Source organism: Prevotella aff. ruminicola Tc2-24, from assembly GCF_900110895.1.
In the GTDB taxonomy this organism is placed as follows: domain Bacteria; phylum Bacteroidota; class Bacteroidia; order Bacteroidales; family Bacteroidaceae; genus Prevotella.
This window is the reverse complement of sequence record NZ_FOIQ01000001.1, coordinates 188,133-205,359: the sequence shown is the minus strand read 5'-3', so window position 1 is coordinate 205,359 and position 17,227 is coordinate 188,133. Positions and strand designations below refer to the sequence as shown.

Annotated in this window: 15 protein-coding genes; 6 read left to right on the top strand and 9 right to left on the bottom strand. The window is 50.2% G+C overall.

What is annotated here, in order from left to right; translation table 11 throughout:
* Nucleotides 1-50 precede the first annotated feature (50 nt).
* Nucleotides 51-410: a hypothetical protein gene (locus tag BMY63_RS00895; RefSeq protein ID WP_091899306.1), complete on the bottom strand. Its 360-nt coding sequence runs from the start codon at nt 408-410 to the stop codon at nt 51-53.
* Between the two features lie 826 nt (nt 411-1,236).
* Here BMY63_RS00895 and BMY63_RS00890 point away from each other — a divergent pair.
* Entirely contained in the window at nt 1,237-2,079 is an 843-nt protein-coding gene (locus tag BMY63_RS00890; protein ID WP_091914142.1) for an EFR1 family ferrodoxin, read from the top strand.
* Nucleotides 2,080-2,082: 3 nt separating this feature from the next.
* Here the strand turns inward: BMY63_RS00890 and BMY63_RS00885 are convergent, their stop codons facing one another.
* The 3 genes from BMY63_RS00885 to BMY63_RS00875 are packed head-to-tail and all read right to left on the bottom strand — an operon-like array spanning nt 2,083 to nt 4,605.
* Entirely contained in the window at nt 2,083-2,757 is a 675-nt protein-coding gene (locus BMY63_RS00885; RefSeq protein WP_091914139.1) for a YggS family pyridoxal phosphate-dependent enzyme, read from the bottom strand.
* Between the two features lies 1 nt (nt 2,758).
* Nucleotides 2,759-3,241, bottom strand: a complete 483-nt coding sequence (locus BMY63_RS00880; protein ID WP_091914137.1) for a DUF4494 domain-containing protein — start codon at nt 3,239-3,241, stop codon at nt 2,759-2,761.
* Nucleotides 3,242-3,276: 35 nt separating this feature from the next.
* Nucleotides 3,277-4,605 (bottom strand): serine/threonine-protein kinase, encoded by a 1,329-nt coding sequence (locus tag BMY63_RS00875; protein WP_091914135.1) that lies wholly within the window; start codon nt 4,603-4,605, stop codon nt 3,277-3,279.
* A 168-nt stretch (nt 4,606-4,773) separates the two neighbouring features.
* Here BMY63_RS00875 and BMY63_RS00870 point away from each other — a divergent pair, with 168 nt between their 5' ends.
* The 4 genes from BMY63_RS00870 to BMY63_RS00855 all read left to right on the top strand — a co-directional run bounded on the left by BMY63_RS00870 (nt 4,774) and on the right by BMY63_RS00855 (nt 10,715).
* Nucleotides 4,774-5,985, top strand: coding sequence for a pyridoxal phosphate-dependent aminotransferase (locus BMY63_RS00870; RefSeq protein ID WP_091899300.1), 1,212 nt, complete (start codon nt 4,774-4,776; stop codon nt 5,983-5,985).
* A 29-nt stretch (nt 5,986-6,014) separates the two neighbouring features.
* Nucleotides 6,015-7,262, top strand: a complete 1,248-nt coding sequence (locus tag BMY63_RS00865) for an ABC transporter permease (protein WP_091914133.1) — start codon at nt 6,015-6,017, stop codon at nt 7,260-7,262.
* Between the two features lie 126 nt (nt 7,263-7,388).
* The gene (locus BMY63_RS00860; RefSeq protein WP_091914131.1) at nt 7,389-9,047 is read left to right on the top strand and encodes an AMP-binding protein; all 1,659 of its coding nucleotides are present in this window, start codon (nt 7,389-7,391) and stop codon (nt 9,045-9,047) included.
* 6 nt (nt 9,048-9,053) lie between these two features.
* Nucleotides 9,054-10,715: an AMP-binding protein gene (locus BMY63_RS00855; protein ID WP_091914129.1), complete on the top strand. Its 1,662-nt coding sequence runs from the start codon at nt 9,054-9,056 to the stop codon at nt 10,713-10,715.
* Between the two features lie 52 nt (nt 10,716-10,767).
* Here BMY63_RS00855 and BMY63_RS00850 read toward each other — a convergent pair whose 3' ends face one another.
* The 4 genes from BMY63_RS00850 to BMY63_RS00835 are packed head-to-tail and all read right to left on the bottom strand — an operon-like array spanning nt 10,768 to nt 15,590.
* Nucleotides 10,768-11,919, bottom strand: a complete 1,152-nt coding sequence (locus tag BMY63_RS00850) for a DUF6057 family protein (RefSeq protein ID WP_091914127.1) — start codon at nt 11,917-11,919, stop codon at nt 10,768-10,770.
* A gap of 16 nt (nt 11,920-11,935) precedes the next feature.
* Nucleotides 11,936-13,990, bottom strand: a complete 2,055-nt coding sequence (locus BMY63_RS00845) for an alpha amylase C-terminal domain-containing protein (protein ID WP_091914125.1) — start codon at nt 13,988-13,990, stop codon at nt 11,936-11,938.
* A 2-nt stretch (nt 13,991-13,992) separates the two neighbouring features.
* Nucleotides 13,993-14,442 (bottom strand): NanQ anomerase/TabA/YiaL family protein, encoded by a 450-nt coding sequence (locus BMY63_RS00840; RefSeq protein ID WP_091914123.1) that lies wholly within the window; start codon nt 14,440-14,442, stop codon nt 13,993-13,995.
* Between the two features lie 20 nt (nt 14,443-14,462).
* A complete protein-coding gene (locus tag BMY63_RS00835) occupies nt 14,463-15,590 on the bottom strand; it encodes an MORN repeat-containing protein (protein ID WP_091899904.1) in 1,128 nt (375 codons plus the stop codon).
* 101 nt (nt 15,591-15,691) lie between these two features.
* On the opposite strand from BMY63_RS00835, the gene kdsB reads away from it, so the two are divergent.
* A complete protein-coding gene (gene kdsB, locus BMY63_RS00830; protein ID WP_091914121.1) occupies nt 15,692-16,456 on the top strand; it encodes a 3-deoxy-manno-octulosonate cytidylyltransferase in 765 nt (254 codons plus the stop codon).
* Between the two features lies 1 nt (nt 16,457).
* On the opposite strand, the gene BMY63_RS00825 is transcribed toward kdsB, so the two are convergent.
* Complete coding sequence (locus BMY63_RS00825) at nt 16,458-17,174, bottom strand: DnaJ domain-containing protein (RefSeq protein WP_091914119.1); 717 nt, start codon at nt 17,172-17,174, stop codon at nt 16,458-16,460.
* Nucleotides 17,175-17,227 lie beyond the last annotated feature (53 nt).

The following is a 17,227-nucleotide window of genomic DNA, read 5'->3' as shown; positions in this document are numbered from 1 at the left end:
TATTCTTTACGTAGGAGAGACGAAAAAACTTAAGTATGAATCCATTAGGATCATTGTGGCATTATCTGCATCTCCTGCACCCGCACCATCGTATTCTTCGCTGTCAGATCGAACATCTTCTCGTACTTCTCATACTGCTTCTCAGTCAACAACTGCTTCATCGTCTCCTTATGCTTAGCTTCAATCTTCTCCCATGCCCCTGTAGGATCCTGCGCCTGGAAGAGCGATGCCAATGAGACTCTAAGTTGTTCGATGGCTGTCATCACGGGCTTAATCTGATCTGTTGTGAGCTCGAGATAAGAAGCCATGCGGTCAAAGACCTCCGGACTTTCGTGACTGAACTGCTGTTGTGCACTGGCACTCATTGCCATCATAACCATTGCCACGAGGGCTAAAATCTTCTTTTTCATATTCTCCTTTGCTTTATAAGTTAATAACATGTTTTCGTCTTCCGACCTGTTATTGTCTTCCGACGATGCAAAGGTATGAAGTACATCTTCTGCCACAAAATCAGTTTCGACGTTTGCCCCTCTGCGTTTCGACGTTTAAGTTCCGCCGCCGACACCTATCACCTTGATGATGCCCTGCATGGTATCTTTTACAGAGCCAAAATCCAACAGCTTATTTTGATCTTCTCCCATACTTCATGAGTTTGCCGACAAAGGTACGAAACAAATTCCAATCCTCAAAATCTTCGCAAGGCTTGTGAGAGTTGAAAAAAAACTTTCAGTCTATGATTACAAGTTTTTGTCATGAAAAAGTGCCTAAAAAAGTGAAGGGATAAAGGTATGAAAGAGAGAAGACGGAGGGGATGAAAAAGGCCTTTTTAGCCTGGTTTTGACAGGGAAAAGGGCCAGGTACGACATACCTTGGCCTTATCGTCGACAGACCCGGCATCTTACGGTTAAAGAGATTATCTCCACGACTGTAAGGAATGGCACTTACGAGTGAAAGGGATGATCTCTATACCCTATAAGGGATTATCTCTTTCACTCGTAAAGCCTATCTGAATGACTCATAGGGCCTATCTCTTCGAACGAAAGATGCCACCTCTTTCATACACCACCTTAACACGCTTATTATCAGATAAATACAAAAATACGTCAAAACTCACGTATATGAGGGTCGATTGGCGGTTCCTGACTGCCACGAGAGTTATGAGAGGTCGTTTGTCAAAATAAAACAAACCAGCGAAAAGAGATATTTCCCCAAATGTGACCGTTGTTTGAAAAGAAAATGGTATCTTTGCAACCGACAAGAAGTAACTGTACGACCATGATATTCTATTTCTCCGGTACTGGTAATACACGATGGGTGGCCGAGCAGATCGGCCAGGCTCTGAAAGAAGAACTGTTGTTTATCCCGGACATGATCCGTGAGCAACGGTATTCGTTCACGCTCCACGAGGGTGAGCGTATCGGCTTCTGTTTCCCGACACACGGTTGGCAGCCACCAAGGATCGTGCGCGACTTCATCAGGAGCCTGCGCTTCAGCGAGAGACCGTCGGCCGATGCCCATTTCTGTTGGGCACTGACGACATGCGGCGACAATATGGGTGAGGCGATGACCATCCTGAACAAGGAACTGGCTGCGAACCCTCATCTGCGTGATGCCGAGGGCCGGTCGCTCACGGCCGAGACACAGTTCTCTGTGATCATGCCGGAATCGTATGTCTGTCTGCCGTTCATGTATACCGACACCGAGGAGAAAGAGGCCATGAAGATCGAGAACGCCCAGCGACAGCTGCACCATATCATCAGCATACTGAAAGACCAGAAGCGCGGCATCGTGGAGCTGGAGAAAGGGGCCACTCCCCGACTCTACTCGTACGTGATCGGCGGTTACTTCAACCAACGGATGATCACGGACAGGAAGTTCACCGTGGATGCCGACAAGTGCATCGGCTGCGGCAAGTGCAAGAAGGTGTGTCCTGTGGACAATATAGAAGGTACACCCCCCGTATGGCTACATAACGGAAAGTGTACCTGTTGTCTGGCATGCTACCACCACTGTCCCGTGCATGCCGTCAACTACGGCAAGATCACCAGGAAGCGGGGCCAGTATTTCTTTGGCCATTAGCCTTTAATAGACCCGGGGACCGAAGATCGTGGTGCCGATACGCACCATCGTACTACGGGTGTCCAGGGCAATGAGATAGTCGTCGCTCATGCCCCATGAGCGTTCACAGAAGGCCTCGTCATCCGCAAAATATTTCGCTTTGACCTCGTCGAAGAAGTCGGCGGCCGTCTGCATCTCACGACGTATCTGCTGCTGGTCGTCCACGAACGAGGCCATCATCATCAGTCCACAGATCTGCACATGCTTCATCTCGCGCCACTCACCGTCTTCGAGCAGCTCGCGACAAGCGTCGAGGGTGAGTCCGTACTTCGTGGACTCCTCGGCGATATGCAGTTCCAGAAGTACCTTGATGACCCGGTCGCAACGCTCCGCCTGACGGTTAATCTCTTTCAGGAGCTTCAATGAGTCAACAGCCTCGACCATTGACACATACGGTGCGATATATTTCACCTTATTGGTCTGCAGATGACCGATAAAATGCCACTCGATATCCTGGGGCAACTGTTCGTGCTTCTGACGGAGTTCCTGTTCATGGCTCTCGCCGAAAACACGCTGTCCCTCCTCATAAGCCGCCTCAATATATTCGTTGGGGTGGTACTTGGAAATTGCCACAAGGCGTACACCCTGTGGCAATGTGTCTAGAATCTGATGCAAATGACCTTTTACGTCGTAGTCCATCTTATTGCTCGTATTCCGGTTTGTCGTCTTTTTTATCAGTCTTCTTATACTCGAAGACATCCATCAGCGTGGTCTCAGCCACCGAAGCAATGACATAGTCGATCATCGTGCCACCCATCACCTCGTCGATATTCTTCACAGCCCCGTTGAACGAGCCTGCCTGCACCAGATAGGTGACGCTGGAGCGCTTCTCCTTCTCGGTCTTCTCGTCGATGGTGATAAACTGTATCTTGGCCTTGTACCATTTGTCGGCCATATCGGAGTCGTCGAAGAAGATCTCCTTATAGGCAGCCTTCTTGATATCGGCCACGTCGAACTCTCCGCTGATATATGAGGACATCTCCTCGATAATACGCTCTTCGGCCTCACTGAAGCTCAGGGCGTCAACCACATAACTCTCGTTTACTTTTTTCTGCAAGCCGTCTTCCATCACCTTCTCGTAACGGATCTTGCACTCAAACCAATTTGCTGTTCTGCTTCTCATTTTGTAATTGATGTTTTTCTCTATTCTTTGAATCTCTATTTCTTGTTATCACCGGGCACTCTCCTGGCAGACGACTCCTGTTCGTCTTTCTGCTTCTTGATACCCATATAATCCTTGTCGAGCGCCTCACGCTTCTTCTGCGTGATCTGCTCGATGATCTCTGAGGCCACACGCTGTGTATGCTCGGAACTGAGTCCTGAGAGCTCCATCAGCTCCTTCTGTTTCTTCGCGAGCTCCTCCGTCATCCACGAGTTTTTGGCGGCAAAGGCATTGGCTGAGCCACTCATGTTCGACGGGGTATATACACTTGAGATGATGGCGTCGGCAGCCTTGGAGAACTGCTTACGGAAGATGGCCTCCGCCTTGGCATTATACTCACGCATCTTTCCTTCGCTATAACCCAGTGAGTCGTTCTTAAGCTGTTCCTTCACGACGATACCCGCCAGGGCTGCCGAGTCGGCATCGGCACCAATACCCAACAGGGCCTCCATGTCCTCCTCGAGCATCTCGTCGGGAATGGGTTCATCGACAGGCTGCACGTACTCCACCGGATCGGGACTTGGCAATAGGTAGAAGAACAAGCCCACGATAATCAGGGCGACAGTCAGGGCGACAGCCGCCATCACACCGGAGCGACGCATGTTACGACGGGCGTTGATGGCATGGCGCATGGCCTCGACAGTGGCATAGCGCTTCTCGGGATCCTCTGCCGTGGCTTTCTCCACGACGCCCTTCAGTTCCATGGGCAGGCCCGACGACTCATAGAGCCAGGCGATGAACTTTCCAAGGGAATACACATCGGTACGTGCATCGATGGCACCACCCTCGAACACCTCGGGGGCCACATAATCCTCGACACCGTCGTACAGCACATCCTGATCCAGTCGCTGGTAGAACGAACCGTGACAGAGCAAGCACACCTGTTGGTCTTTCTTCCGTACCAGGATATTCGACGGGGCGTAACAGACATGATAGATCTCCTGCTCATGCAAAAGGGCAGTCAAATCAAACAGGTCGCGCAGCGTACCACTGATAAAGTCTTTTCTGGCGACGACCGAGGGCTCCTCGTTCAACAGTTGCTCCATGGTGATGAAATGACCCACCTCGACGGCAATGGCATAGATGCCACCCTCACCGACGTTCGGCGTAAAACGGAGCTGTCCTGCATGGGCGATCTTCTCCACAGCCTCACACTCACGCTTCACACAACTGCTGAAAGCGATGTTGTCAGCCACATCATCATGAAACTCCACGAAATTAGAATACTTCCCGTCGATAAGACGCTTGTAGAAATAGCCATAGGGCAAGCGCACCTTCGTGGTCTTACGAATGTCACGTGTGTTTAATAATTCCTCGAAATTCATCGTACAGAATTGTCTTTTGTTTGATTTTGTCGGGCAAAAGTACATATAAAATCTGAGAAACACAAATTTTTGAAGACAGATTGCAGAGATTTACGATAAATTGTGTTACCTTTGCAGCGACTTTTACATATAAGATAAAAGCTAGAAGCGAAATAAAAACTAAAGAAGATGCCTGAAATTTCAGTACGCGGCCTTGAGATGCCCGAGTCACCTATCAGGAAACTCGCCCCTCTGGCCGTTGCCGCCAAGAAAAGAGGAACAAAGGTGTATCACCTGAACATCGGTCAACCAGACCTGCCCACACCGCAGGTAGGACTTGATGCACTCAAGCAGATCGACCGTGAGATTCTGGAATACTCACCGTCGCAAGGCTATCAGAGCTACCGCGAGAAACTGGTGGACTATTACGCCAAGTACAATATCAATGTCACCGCTGATGACATCATCATCACCTCAGGAGGAAGTGAGGCGGTACTCTTCGCCTTCCTGTCCTGTCTGAACCCGGGCGATGAGATCATCGTGCCAGAACCAGCATATGCCAACTATATGGCTTTCGCCATCTCGGCGGGCGCCAAGATCCGTACCATCGCCACCACCATCGAGGAAGGTTTCTCGTTGCCGAAGGTGGAGAAGTTCGAGGAGCTGATCAACGAGCGCACCCGTGCCATCATGATCTGCAACCCGAACAACCCGACAGGTTATCTCTATACCCGCCGCGAGATGAACCAGATCCGTGACCTGGTCAAGAAATACGATCTGTACCTCTTCTCCGATGAGGTGTACCGCGAATATATCTACACAGGATCGCCCTATATCTCGGCCTGCCATCTGGAAGGTATCGAGCAGAACGTGATCCTGATCGACTCCGTATCGAAACGCTATTCTGAGTGCGGCATCCGCATCGGTGCGCTGATCACGAAGAACGCAGAGGTCAGAAAGGCCGTGATGAAGTTCTGTCAGGCCCGTCTCTCTCCTCCCCTCATCGGACAGATTGTCGCTGAGGCCTCTTTGGATGCTCCGGAGGAGTATTACCGTGACGTGTACGATGAGTATGTGGAGCGTCGTAAATGTCTGATCGATGGTCTGAACCGCATCCCCGGTGTCTACTCACCAATTCCCATGGGTGCCTTCTATACCGTAGCGAAGCTGCCCGTCGACGATGCCGAGGCTTTCTGCCGCTGGTGTCTGTCGGAGTTCGAGTACGAGGGCGAGACGGTGATGATGGCTCCTGCCGCAGGCTTCTATACCACTCCCGGTGCCGGCATCAATCAGGTACGTATCGCCTACGTGCTGAAGAAGAAAGATCTGGAGCGGGCACTCGTCGTTCTGCGGAAGGCACTGGAGGCCTATCCGGGAAGAACAGAGGATGCTGGTTATTAGTCTTTGCTGATGACCGTTAGCTGTTCGACATGAACCTACCCTTATTCATAGCCAGGCGCATATACAGTGACGAGGGCGACAAGCGGAAAGTGAGTCGTCCGGCTATCCGTATCGCTACCGTCGGTGTAGCCATCGGACTGGCCGTCATGATCGTCACGGTATCCGTCATCCTGGGCTTCAAGCATACCATACGCGACAAAGTGGTAGGGTTCGGCGGTCATATACAGGTACATAATATCCTCAGCTACAACACATCCGATCCTTATGTCATCTGTGCCGACGACAGTGTCATGAACGTCCTTCAGCATATTGAAGGTGTCAGGCATGCTGAGCGGTACTCTTATACACAAGGACTTCTGAAGACCGACGACGACTTCCTGGGTATCGTGTTCAAGGGCATCGGACAAGAATACGACACACAGTTCCTGAAATCCAATCTGGTATCGGGCGACATCCCACAGTTCAGCGACTCTACCAGCCGCTACCAACTGCTTCTCTCAAAGATGATTGCCGACAAGCTGAGGCTGAAGAGCGGAGATAAGGTGTTTGCCTATTTCTTCGACGGCGATGATGTGAGGACGCGCAGATACACGGTATGTGGCATCTACCAGACCAACATGACGCGCTTCGATGAGAACCTGTGCTTCACGGACCTACATACTGTCAACCGCATCAACGGTTGGGAGAAAGACATCTGCTCGGGCATCGAGGTCAGCGTGGACAATCTGGAGACGCTGGACCAGACAGAAGACCGATTCATCGAACAGGTGAACCGTAGCAGCGACCGCATCGGTAACACCTTCACCACACAAACCATCTACGAGGTGTACCCTCAGGTATTCTCTTGGCTTGAACTGCTCGACATCAACGTCTGGATCATCCTGTTCCTGATGGTATGCGTGGCAGGCTTCACGATGATCAGCGGTTTGCTCATCATCATCCTCGAACGCACGCAGATGATCGGTATCCTCAAGGCGGTAGGTGCCAGGAACGACACCATCAGACATACCTTCCTCTGGTTCTCCGTCTTCATCATCGGACAGGGGTTGTTCTGGGGTAATATAATAGGTGTCGGCATCGTACTGTTACAAAACTATACAGGCATCATCGCCCTGGATCCGCAGACCTATTATGTCAGTAAGGCGCCCATGGAACTGAACATCCTTCTGATATTGCTCATCAACGTCGCCACCCTACTGATATGCGTGTTCGTGCTCATCGCTCCGAGCTATCTGATCTCTCATATCCACCCGGCCAAATCGATGAGGTACGAATAATAGCTGTCCGATTCATCACCTATATTGTTTTTTTTCTCCTACCGACTAAAATATTGCACATTTTTTTTTGAAATGTGCAGATAATTGTATACCTTTGCACAAAATTTCAAAATTTGTGCAATTTCAATGGAAAACTTTAGCAGTTTTAATGCATATATACAAAGAGCAATCATAGACAACTGGAATCAGGATGCGTTGACAGACTACCAGGGTATTACCCTCCAATTTCACGATGTAGCACGTAAAATCGAAAAATTACATATTCTCTTTGAGAACAGCGGTGTTCAGAAAGGTGATAAGATCGCTCTCTGCGGACGTAACTCAGCCCATTGGGCCGTCGCCTTCCTTGCCACACTCACCTATGGCGCCGTCGCCGTGCCGATCCTGCACGAGTTCAACGGAGAACAAATCCAGAATATCGTCAACCATTCCGAGTCAAAGTTATTGTTCATTGGCGACTTTGCCGTGAAGACCATCGATCCAGAAGCGATGCCGGCATTGGAGGCTATCATCAATATCCCCGACTTCTCACTGATGATCTCTCGCTCGGAGAAGGTCACCTATGCCCGTGAACATCTGAACATGATGTTCGGCAGTAAGTACCCGAGAGCCTTCCGTGCAGAGCATGTGAGCTACCATGTGGATGAGGCCGAGGAACTGGCACTGATCAACTATACCAGTGGTACCACAGGCTTCTCGAAGGGTGTCATGCTGCCTTATCGCACACTGTGGGGAAACATCGAGTTTGTGATACGTGTGCTGGGCAAGAACGTGAAGCGGGGCGATAACATGCTCAGCATCCTGCCCATGGCTCACATGTATGGTATGGCCATCGAGTTCCTGTTCGGATTCTGCAACGGCTGTCACCTGTTCTTCCTGACCCGTCTGCCGTCACCGGCCATCATCGCAGAGGCCTTTGCCACGGTGAAGCCATCGGTCATCATCACCGTGCCACTGATCATCGAGAAGATCATCCGTAAAAAGGTGTTCCCGAAGATACAAGACAACCGCGTCAGACTGCTGCTTGCCATGCCGGTGGTCAGCAAGAAAGTCAAGAAACATATCTGTCAGGAGGTGTATAATGCCTTCGGCGGCAACCTCTATGAGGTCATCGTCGGTGGTGCGCCCTTATCAAAAGAGGTGGAGGAGTTCCTCCTCTCCATCGGCTTCCCCATCACCGTCGGTTACGGTACGACCGAATGTGCGCCTCTGATCTCGTTCAGCGACTATAAGGAATTCATCAGCGGTTCATGCGGTACACCTGTTGACCGTATGGAGGTGCGCATCCTAAGCAACGATCCACAGAACATTCCCGGTGAGATTGTTACCCGAGGTACGAACCTCATGACTGGCTACTTCAAGAACCAGGAGGCTACGGATGCCGCCATCGACGAAGAGGGCTGGTATCACACCGGTGACCTCGGAACGATGTCGGAAGACGGACATATCTTCATCCGGGGACGTATCAAGAACATGCTGCTCGGCGCCAATGGACAGAACGTGTATCCCGAGGAGATCGAGGATAAGCTCAACGCGATGGTCATGGTATCTGAGAGTCTTGTCATACAGCGTGGCGACAAGCTAGTGGCACTGGTCTATCCCGACAAAGACGAGGTGGTCAGCTTCAGCAAGAAGGAACTGGCGAACATCATGGAGCAGAACCGTCAGGAGCTGAACAATACGCTACCTGTCTACAGCCGTATCTCTGCTATTGAACTCCAAGAACAGGAGTTTGAGAAGACACCAAAGAAGAGTATCAAACGCTACCTATATAAGAATAACTAATCACATATGGAACAAATACCTAGCTTCAACGCTCTCATCCAGAAGAGTATCATCGACAATTGGGATCGTGACGCACTGACCGACTTCAAAGGACAGACGCTACAGTTCCATGATGTAGCAAGAAAAATCGAGAAACTACACATTCTCTTTGAAAACAGTGGCATCCAGAAGGGCGACAAGATCGCGCTCTGCGGCCGTAACTCCTCACAATGGGCTGTGGCCTTCATCGCCACGCTCACCTATGGAGCCGTGGCTGTGCCTATCCTACATGAGTTCAATGCCGAGCAGATTCATAATATCGTGAACCACTCGGAGGCCAGACTGCTGTTCGTGGGCGACCATGTGGCGACGATCATCGATCCGCAGGCCATGCCGACCCTGGAGGGTATCATCAACAACCCCGACTACTCACTGATGATCAGTCGTACGGATAAGTTGACTTATGCACGTGAGCATCTGAACGAACTCTATGGAAAGAAATTCCCGAAATATTTCCGTAAGCAGCATGTCAGCTATTACGTAGAACAGAGTCCCGAGGAACTGGCGGTGATCAACTACACCTCCGGTACTACCGGGTTCTCCAAGGGTGTGATGATTCCATACCGTGCCCTCTGGTCGAACTATGCCTTCGCTGTCAACGTACTTGGGAAGCAGCTCAAGCCTGGTGACCGTATCATATCCATGCTGCCGATGGCTCACATGTACGGCATGGCTTTCGAGTTCCTCTTCGAGTTCAACTACGGTTGTCATGTCTACTACCTGAACCGTATCCCCTCGCCTGCCATCATTGCACAGGCACTGGCAGAGATCAAGCCGGTCATCGTCATCGCCGTACCGCTGATCATTGAGAAGATCATCCGCAAGAAGGTGTTCCCGAAGATCCAGAACAACCGCATGCGCCTGCTGCTGCAGATGCCGGTTATCTCCAAGAAGGTGCGCGAGAAGATCTGTCAAGAAGTGCTCAAGGCCTTTGGCGGAAGACTGTATGAGGTCATCATCGGCGGCGCTGCCCTGAACCAAGAGGTGGAACAGTTCTTGAAACGGATAGACTTCCCCTATACCGTCGGTTACGGTGCTACGGAGTGTGCTCCGATCATCTGCTACCGTGACTGGAAGACCTTTGCGCCCGGCTCTTGCGGGCGTGCAGCCCTGCATCAGGAGGTGAAGATCGCATCGCCCGACCCACAGCGTGTGCCCGGTGAGATCCTGACGAAAGGACCGAACGTGATGCTGGGTTATTACAAGAACCCGGAAGCTACGGCCGAGACCATCGATCGTGACGGATGGTACCACACGGGAGATCTTGGCACCATGGATGCCGACGGAAACGTGTTCATCAACGGTCGGTCGAAGAACATGCTCCTTGGTCCAAACGGCCAGAACATCTATCCCGAGGAGATCGAGGATAAGCTGAACTCGATGACCATGGTCGTAGAGAGCATCGTCGTACAGAGAGACAACAAACTGGTGGCTCTCGTACATCCTGACATGGAAGAAGCCAAGAATATGGGATTCTCAGAGGAAGATCTCAAGAATATTATGGAACAGAACCGTAATGGATTGAACGAGATGATTCCCGCCTACGAGAAGATCACCGAGATCGAGATTCACGAACAGGAGTTTGAAAAGACACCGAAGAGGTCTATCAAACGTTACCTCTACAAGTAAAGACAAGCACTTTCAATACATGAATAAATGCCTTCCGAATGGAGGGCATTTATTATTCGTACCAATAATAATACCAATAGGTACCGCGGTAGTGCTCTTCAACCTTCCCCTTCCGCTCTGTCTGGTTTGGATAACCTTTCTCCAGTTCCTGGAGATTGTCGTAGTCTTCATCCATCACAGGATGGTGGTAGACCACCACCGGCTTGGAACGCAGACGGGAATAAAGGATCAGCGCCTCACGGTAATGCTTAGGAAGACTGTCGTTGACCGTATAATAGTCTTGAATATCCTTGGCAAAACGGTCCAGGTCCTTGTCAATCAGATCGCCACAAAGGAGATAATCGGCCAGCACCTTCCGAGGGACGGCGTCTCTCCGCTGCAACAGTTTCAGATAGCGTACCGGCTCTATCTGTCCAACAGGACGAGCCCCCAAGAACCGATAGAGACTGTCGACAGGACAGACCAACATCTTGGTTTTCCCATTAGAAGGGAGCATCAGACTGCTACTGCCTGCGACCGGATACTCAAAGAGATGCTCTCCCAAACCATCTGTCCGTGCCAGCGCATACATACGGAGCATGAACAGATGATCGTCGCTCTCCAACGATTTCTTCCCCACAGCCAAGGCGTGCCCATAGTTGCCCTGAGACAGGAGGTTCTCCATCTTCATACGATAATGGAACACAGCATCGGTATTCCCGATCCATGCCACCCACATCATCATCAACGACATCGTCAGCATGTTGATCCACATCGGACGGGAGAACAGAGCGTAAGGAGTATCATCTTCAAACTCTTGCAACTTAAGGGCGATACAGACAATGAAGACCCATACGATAAAGGCAACCAGCATCACATGCCACGATGCCACGATATCAACACCGGTATCCAACTTCTGTCCGATATCGGTCAACATCGATAATAACAGCACCGACGGCCCATAGGTCAACGCATGGCCAAGGCGCTTCAGGTGAGCTATTCTGTATACCAGAAGCTGCACGAGATAGAGCGTTATGGTAATGATAACCGCTCCCCAGAAACGATGATAATGTGTCAGACCACCACTCAGCACATGTTGGGTCATCGTCAGGATGTCGGCCTGAAAGAAGTAAAGCCAGACAAACGAGAAGATGATGAAGACCACCGCACACATCACACGGACGGAGATGGGGTTACTGCCTTTCGAAGAGCGATTATAATTCATAGATTTCAAACAGATATTACACCTTCTTCAATACCACGGCAGAGCGTGCCGGAATATAGAGCTTCAGCCACTCCTTATGCTCGTTCACATAAAGAGGATCATAGTTCGTGAAGTGGGTGATCGTGTCATCAGCGAACCCATTGCCTCCAAACGCCTTGGCATCGGTGTTCAGAACCACCTCGTACGATCCTGTCGGGACCAGGAAGCCATAGTCGGTATAGGAACGCGTGGGTGAGAAGTTGAAAACAAAAACAAGATCGCCACGCATGAAGCAGAGCACCTGATCGCCATCGTCGTGCCAGATCTCTGCCACAGGCTTATCCTGGAAATTACGGACAGACTTGATGACCTTCAGCATCTCACGGTCGAAATCGCCAAGCCAGTGATAACAGAGATCCTTGTTATCCACGAGGTTCCACTGCCGACGGGCATACTTATGCGACCAGCCATTGCCTTCACGCGGGAAGTCTATCCATTCCGGATGACCGAACTCATTACCCATGAAGTTCAGATATCCGCCATTGATGGCGGCCACCGTCACCAATCGGATCATCTTATGCAGGGCGATGCCGCGCTGGGCGATATCATTCACATCCTTCTTTGCAAAGTGCCAGTACATATCGGCATCAACCAGTCGGAAGATAATCGTCTTATCACCCACAAGGGCCTGATCATGACTCTCGCAGTATGAGATGGTCTTCTCGTCGGGACGACGGTTCTTAACCTCCCAGAAGATGGAGCATACGTTGATATCCTCATCGCGCACCTCCTTGATGGTCTTAATCCAGTAGTCTGGGATATTCATGGCCATACGGTAGTCAAAACCATAACCGCCATCCTCAAACTTGGCGGCCAGTCCGGGCATACCCGATACCTCCTCCGCAATCGTGATGGCATGAGGGTTCACCTCATGGATGAGTTTGTTGGCCAATGTCAGATAACAGATGGCGTTATCGTCTTCATGACCGTTGAAATAGTCGCCATAGCCCCCGAAAGCCTCACCAAGTCCATGCGAGTAGTAAAGCATGGAGGTGACACCGTCGAAGCGGAAGCCATCGAACTTAAACTCGTCGAGCCAGTACTTGCAGTTGGATAGCAGGAAATGGAGCACCTCATCCTTACCGTAGTCGAAACAGAGCGAGTCCCAGGCGGGATGCTCATGACGGTCACCGGGATAAAAGAACTGGTTCGGATCACCGGCCAGGTTTCCGAGTCCCTCAACCTCGTTCTTCACAGCATGGGAGTGAACGATGTCCATGATGACAGCAATACCGTTCTTATGAGCTGTATCAATAAGTTCCTTCAGCTCCTCTGGTGTACCGAAACGGCTGGATGGAGCGAAGAACGACGAGACATGATAGCCGAACGACCCGTAATAGGGATGTTCCTGAATGGCCATCACCTGGATACAGTTATAACCATCCTTGATGATTCGCGGCAGTACGTTGTCCTTGAACTCGGTATATGTGCCTACCTTCTCGGCATCCTGTCCCATTCCGACATGACACTCGTAAATGAGCAGCGGGTTCTTCTTGGGCTTGAAATTCTGTTTCTTGAACTCATATCTTTTCTCAGGATTCCAGACCTGAGCAGAGAAGATCTTCGTTTGCTCATCCTGTACCACACGACGGCACCAGGCCGGGATACGCTCGCCTTCACCTCCGTTCCACCTGACCTTCATCTTATAAAGATCACCGTGCTTCAGTGCTTTCTCCGAGAGTTTCAATTCCCAGTTTCCTGTACCCTCGATACGCTTACAACGGTATTTCTCGTCCTCTGCCCAGTTGTTGAAGTCACCAATCAGGTAGATATCCGTCGCATTCGGTGCCCACTCACGGAATACCCAACCTCTTGACAATTTATGAAGTCCATAATAAAGATGTCCTGTAGCAAAGTCGGAGATCTTCTTCTTACCATTCTGCGTCAACTGGTTCAGTTTCCATAACGCATGGTCATGACGACCGCGGATGGCCTCTTCATACGGTTCCAGCCAGGGGTCGTTCTCCACGAGACCGATATGTGCGAGTTCCTTGACGACAGTCTTTTTAGCTTTCTCTTTCTTCGTAGCCATAGTCAATAAGTTTTTACCTTAAAGATTGCTTTCTTGATCTCTGCATTCTCAGAGATACAGGGAGCATGACCGTCCTGGGGAAAGAAGATAACCATCTGTCCTGGTTTCAGCGTCACATACGTCTGAGGCTTCACCTCCCCATATAAGACAAGATCCTTTTCCGCATGATACTCCCTCTCTGGCAGATCCTGAAGCGGAGAATAGCCGTAGGTCTCCTCGCATGAGAGTGGAATCTGGATATCTATCATCTCCACATGCGTCTCTAATACAGCAGCCTCCTCTGTCCTTCCACTCGCAACAGCAAGATTCAGGAACAGATCATCACCTTTGATCGGGTACTTTCCCGCCTCAAGGGCATGGAGATCATGTGTCTTAAGAAAATCTATCACATCGGCAAACAACGGGTTCAATACCACATATTTGCCCAGATTGTCAAGCGTATCAATGATCATAACGAAAGATATTTAGTAGTTTATCGAAGCTGACGATGCCCACGGGTATAAGAGCCCTGAGCCGTGATATTTCCATTGCGGTCTTTCTCAACGAAGTTGCCATCACGTTTATCGTCAACATATGTTCCCTCGAAACGGTTACCGTCCTTATCCTCCTCAATAGCAGCGCCATGACGCTTGCCATCCTTATACTGGCCCTTAAACTTCGAGCCGTCAGAGAAACGGATCACACACTCACCATGGGGCTGTCCTTTCCGGAACGAGCCTTCAATCACGTCACCGCCTTTCTTGGTGAGTTTACCCTTTCCTTCCTGTTTGTCTGCCTTCCACTGGCCGACATAGGTATCGCCATTCTTCCAAGCGAAGGTGCCTTGTCCTTGTTTGTCACCTTTATAGAACTGTCCGGTATACTTGTCGCCATTGGCATACTTAAAGACACCAGTACCAGTACGTGCGCCATGCTCGTAGTCGCCCTCATATACATCACCGTTCTGGAACTTGTATACGCCACGACCGTTCATCTCGTCATTAAGCCATTGACCAACATACACATCGCCGTCGGCATATTTGAATGTCCCCTTTCCCGAGCGCATATTATCTTTCCAGTCGCCGTCATAGGAAGAGCCATCCCCCCAGTCGTAGAAACCTCGACCGTTCTTCTTATCGTTCAGCCAATCGCCTTTATAGTAAGCGCCGCTAGCGAATGTATACTGACCCTTTCCCGAACGCTGATCCTGTCGCCAGTCTCCCTCATATCTATCGCCATTGAAGTAGTACATCACCCCATGACCATGCTGATAATCACGAAACCAAAGACCATCATACTTGTTATTGTTGGAAAAATAATATACACCTCTGCCGTGCTGTTGATCCTGGAACCATTCACCTTCATATTTCTCTCCATCAAAAAAGGTGTAGATGCCATAACCCTGACGTTTGCCTTTCACATACTCGCCCTCATAGCAATTGCCATCCTTATAAACTGCCTTGCCCTTACCATGAGGCTTACCCATTACCATCTCTCCTTGATACTGTCCTCCGTCCTTCGTTACAGCCGAGCCGAGCGTAATCTTCTGAGCTCCTGCAACTACGGGCAACACCATCATATATATACAGATAATACTCTTTTTCACAACCACAGAATCCATATTAATCATTTTGCAAATTTATGTATTTTTTCGGAGACCGCCAAATTTCATTGTTGATTATTAACGTTTATTGCCGAATATTTATTACCTTTGCCGACGTTATGAAATTTATCGCAATTATCCCTGCCCGCTACGCCTCGACGCGCTTCCCGGGCAAACCGCTTGCCATGTTGGGCGGTAAGACTGTGATACAGAGAGTATACGAGCAAGTAAAGAACGTGCTCGATGATGCTTATGTGGCCACTGATGACGAACGGATATATGCCGCTGTAGAGTCCTTCGGAGGAAAGGTGGTCATGACAAGAACAGACCATCAAAGCGGTACCGACCGTATTCAAGAGGCAGTAGAGAAGATTACCTCACCAGAATATATGGGAGAGGCAGGGAAGCAGAATGTGCCTGATGTCATCATTAATGTACAAGGGGACGAGCCCTTCATCCAGCCCTCACAGATAGAGACCCTGATGCGCCTCTTCGATGAACCGGAGACACAGATCGGTACATTAGGAAAGCCCTTTGAATCGATAGAGGCTGTTGAGAACCCGAACTCTCCGAAGATTATTACAGACAACCGTGGTTTCGCCCTATACTTCAGTAGAAGTGTTATTCCATACATCAGGGGTAAGGAACGCGAGGAGTGGCTCGGACAGTATCCATTCTTGAAACATCTCGGCATCTATGCCTACCGGCGTGAGGTACTGGCAGAGATTACGAAACTGCCCCAGAGCAGTCTGGAGAAAGCAGAGAGTCTGGAGCAGTTGCGCTGGCTTCAAAATGGTTATCGTATCCGCGTAGGACTAACAGACGTCGAGACCGTCGGCATTGACACGCCCGAAGATCTGCGTCGTGCAGAGGCCTTTATCTAAATCAGGCATTGCGCATCTGTCGAAGTAGCTCCTTCTGTCGCTCGGAAAGCTGTTGCGGTAGTTTCACCTGATAGGTTATAATCAAGTCGCCAAAGGTACCATCTCCCCGGTCATACCCCTTGCCACGAAGACGGACCTTTGTACCCGGCTGCGTCTCGGGTTTGATTTTCATCTTCACCTTCTGTCCATTTGACAGGGTTATCACCACCTCACCGCCCAACAGAGCTGTATAGAGGTCGATGGAGACCGTCGCGTTCATCTCACCGGAGTGGGCACGATGGCTACCTCCTCCTGAGAAGCCTGAGAAGGCATTTCCGCCACCTCCAGAAAAGCCCTGGAAGCCACCGAAACCGCCTCCCTGCTGTCCTTTCCGACCAAAGAGCGTCTCAAAAAAATCGCTGAAACCTCCTCCGCCAGAGAAACTGGAGAAGTCAAAACCTCCAAACGGATTACCGCCACCGGCACCACCGCCATAGCCACCAAACTGCTCAGCCTCTTTCCACTGCTGACCATACTGGTCGTATTTGGCACGTTTTGCCGGATCACCGATGACATCATAGGCCTCCGCCAAAGCCTGGAACTTCGCCTTTGCCTTAGGATCATCGGGATGCAGATCCGGATGAAACTGCTTGGCACGCTTCAGATATGCCTTCTTGACATCCTTCTGCGGGATATTCTTGTCAACACCTAATATCTTGTAATAATCAATAAATGCCATGTCTCTTTTCTCCTTCTCAATTTTACTCTATACAGCAAACAGCAAAAAGTATG

Coding starts and splice junctions, on each gene's coding strand:
- BMY63_RS00895 (WP_091899306.1), bottom strand. CDS start 410: ATGAAAAAGAAGATTTTAGCCCTCGTGGCAATGGTTATGATGGCAATG.
- BMY63_RS00890 (WP_091914142.1), top strand. CDS start 1,237: ATGGTATCTTTGCAACCGACAAGAAGTAACTGTACGACCATGATATTC.
- BMY63_RS00885 (WP_091914139.1), bottom strand. CDS start 2,757: ATGGACTACGACGTAAAAGGTCATTTGCATCAGATTCTAGACACATTG.
- BMY63_RS00880 (WP_091914137.1), bottom strand. CDS start 3,241: ATGAGAAGCAGAACAGCAAATTGGTTTGAGTGCAAGATCCGTTACGAG.
- BMY63_RS00875 (WP_091914135.1), bottom strand. CDS start 4,605: ATGAATTTCGAGGAATTATTAAACACACGTGACATTCGTAAGACCACG.
- BMY63_RS00870 (WP_091899300.1), top strand. CDS start 4,774: ATGCCTGAAATTTCAGTACGCGGCCTTGAGATGCCCGAGTCACCTATC.
- BMY63_RS00865 (WP_091914133.1), top strand. CDS start 6,015: ATGAACCTACCCTTATTCATAGCCAGGCGCATATACAGTGACGAGGGC.
- BMY63_RS00860 (WP_091914131.1), top strand. CDS start 7,389: ATGGAAAACTTTAGCAGTTTTAATGCATATATACAAAGAGCAATCATA.
- BMY63_RS00855 (WP_091914129.1), top strand. CDS start 9,054: ATGGAACAAATACCTAGCTTCAACGCTCTCATCCAGAAGAGTATCATC.
- BMY63_RS00850 (WP_091914127.1), bottom strand. CDS start 11,919: ATGAATTATAATCGCTCTTCGAAAGGCAGTAACCCCATCTCCGTCCGT.
- BMY63_RS00845 (WP_091914125.1), bottom strand. CDS start 13,990: ATGGCTACGAAGAAAGAGAAAGCTAAAAAGACTGTCGTCAAGGAACTC.
- BMY63_RS00840 (WP_091914123.1), bottom strand. CDS start 14,442: ATGATCATTGATACGCTTGACAATCTGGGCAAATATGTGGTATTGAAC.
- BMY63_RS00835 (WP_091899904.1), bottom strand. CDS start 15,590: ATGGATTCTGTGGTTGTGAAAAAGAGTATTATCTGTATATATATGATG.
- kdsB (WP_091914121.1), top strand. CDS start 15,692: ATGAAATTTATCGCAATTATCCCTGCCCGCTACGCCTCGACGCGCTTC.
- BMY63_RS00825 (WP_091914119.1), bottom strand. CDS start 17,174: ATGGCATTTATTGATTATTACAAGATATTAGGTGTTGACAAGAATATC.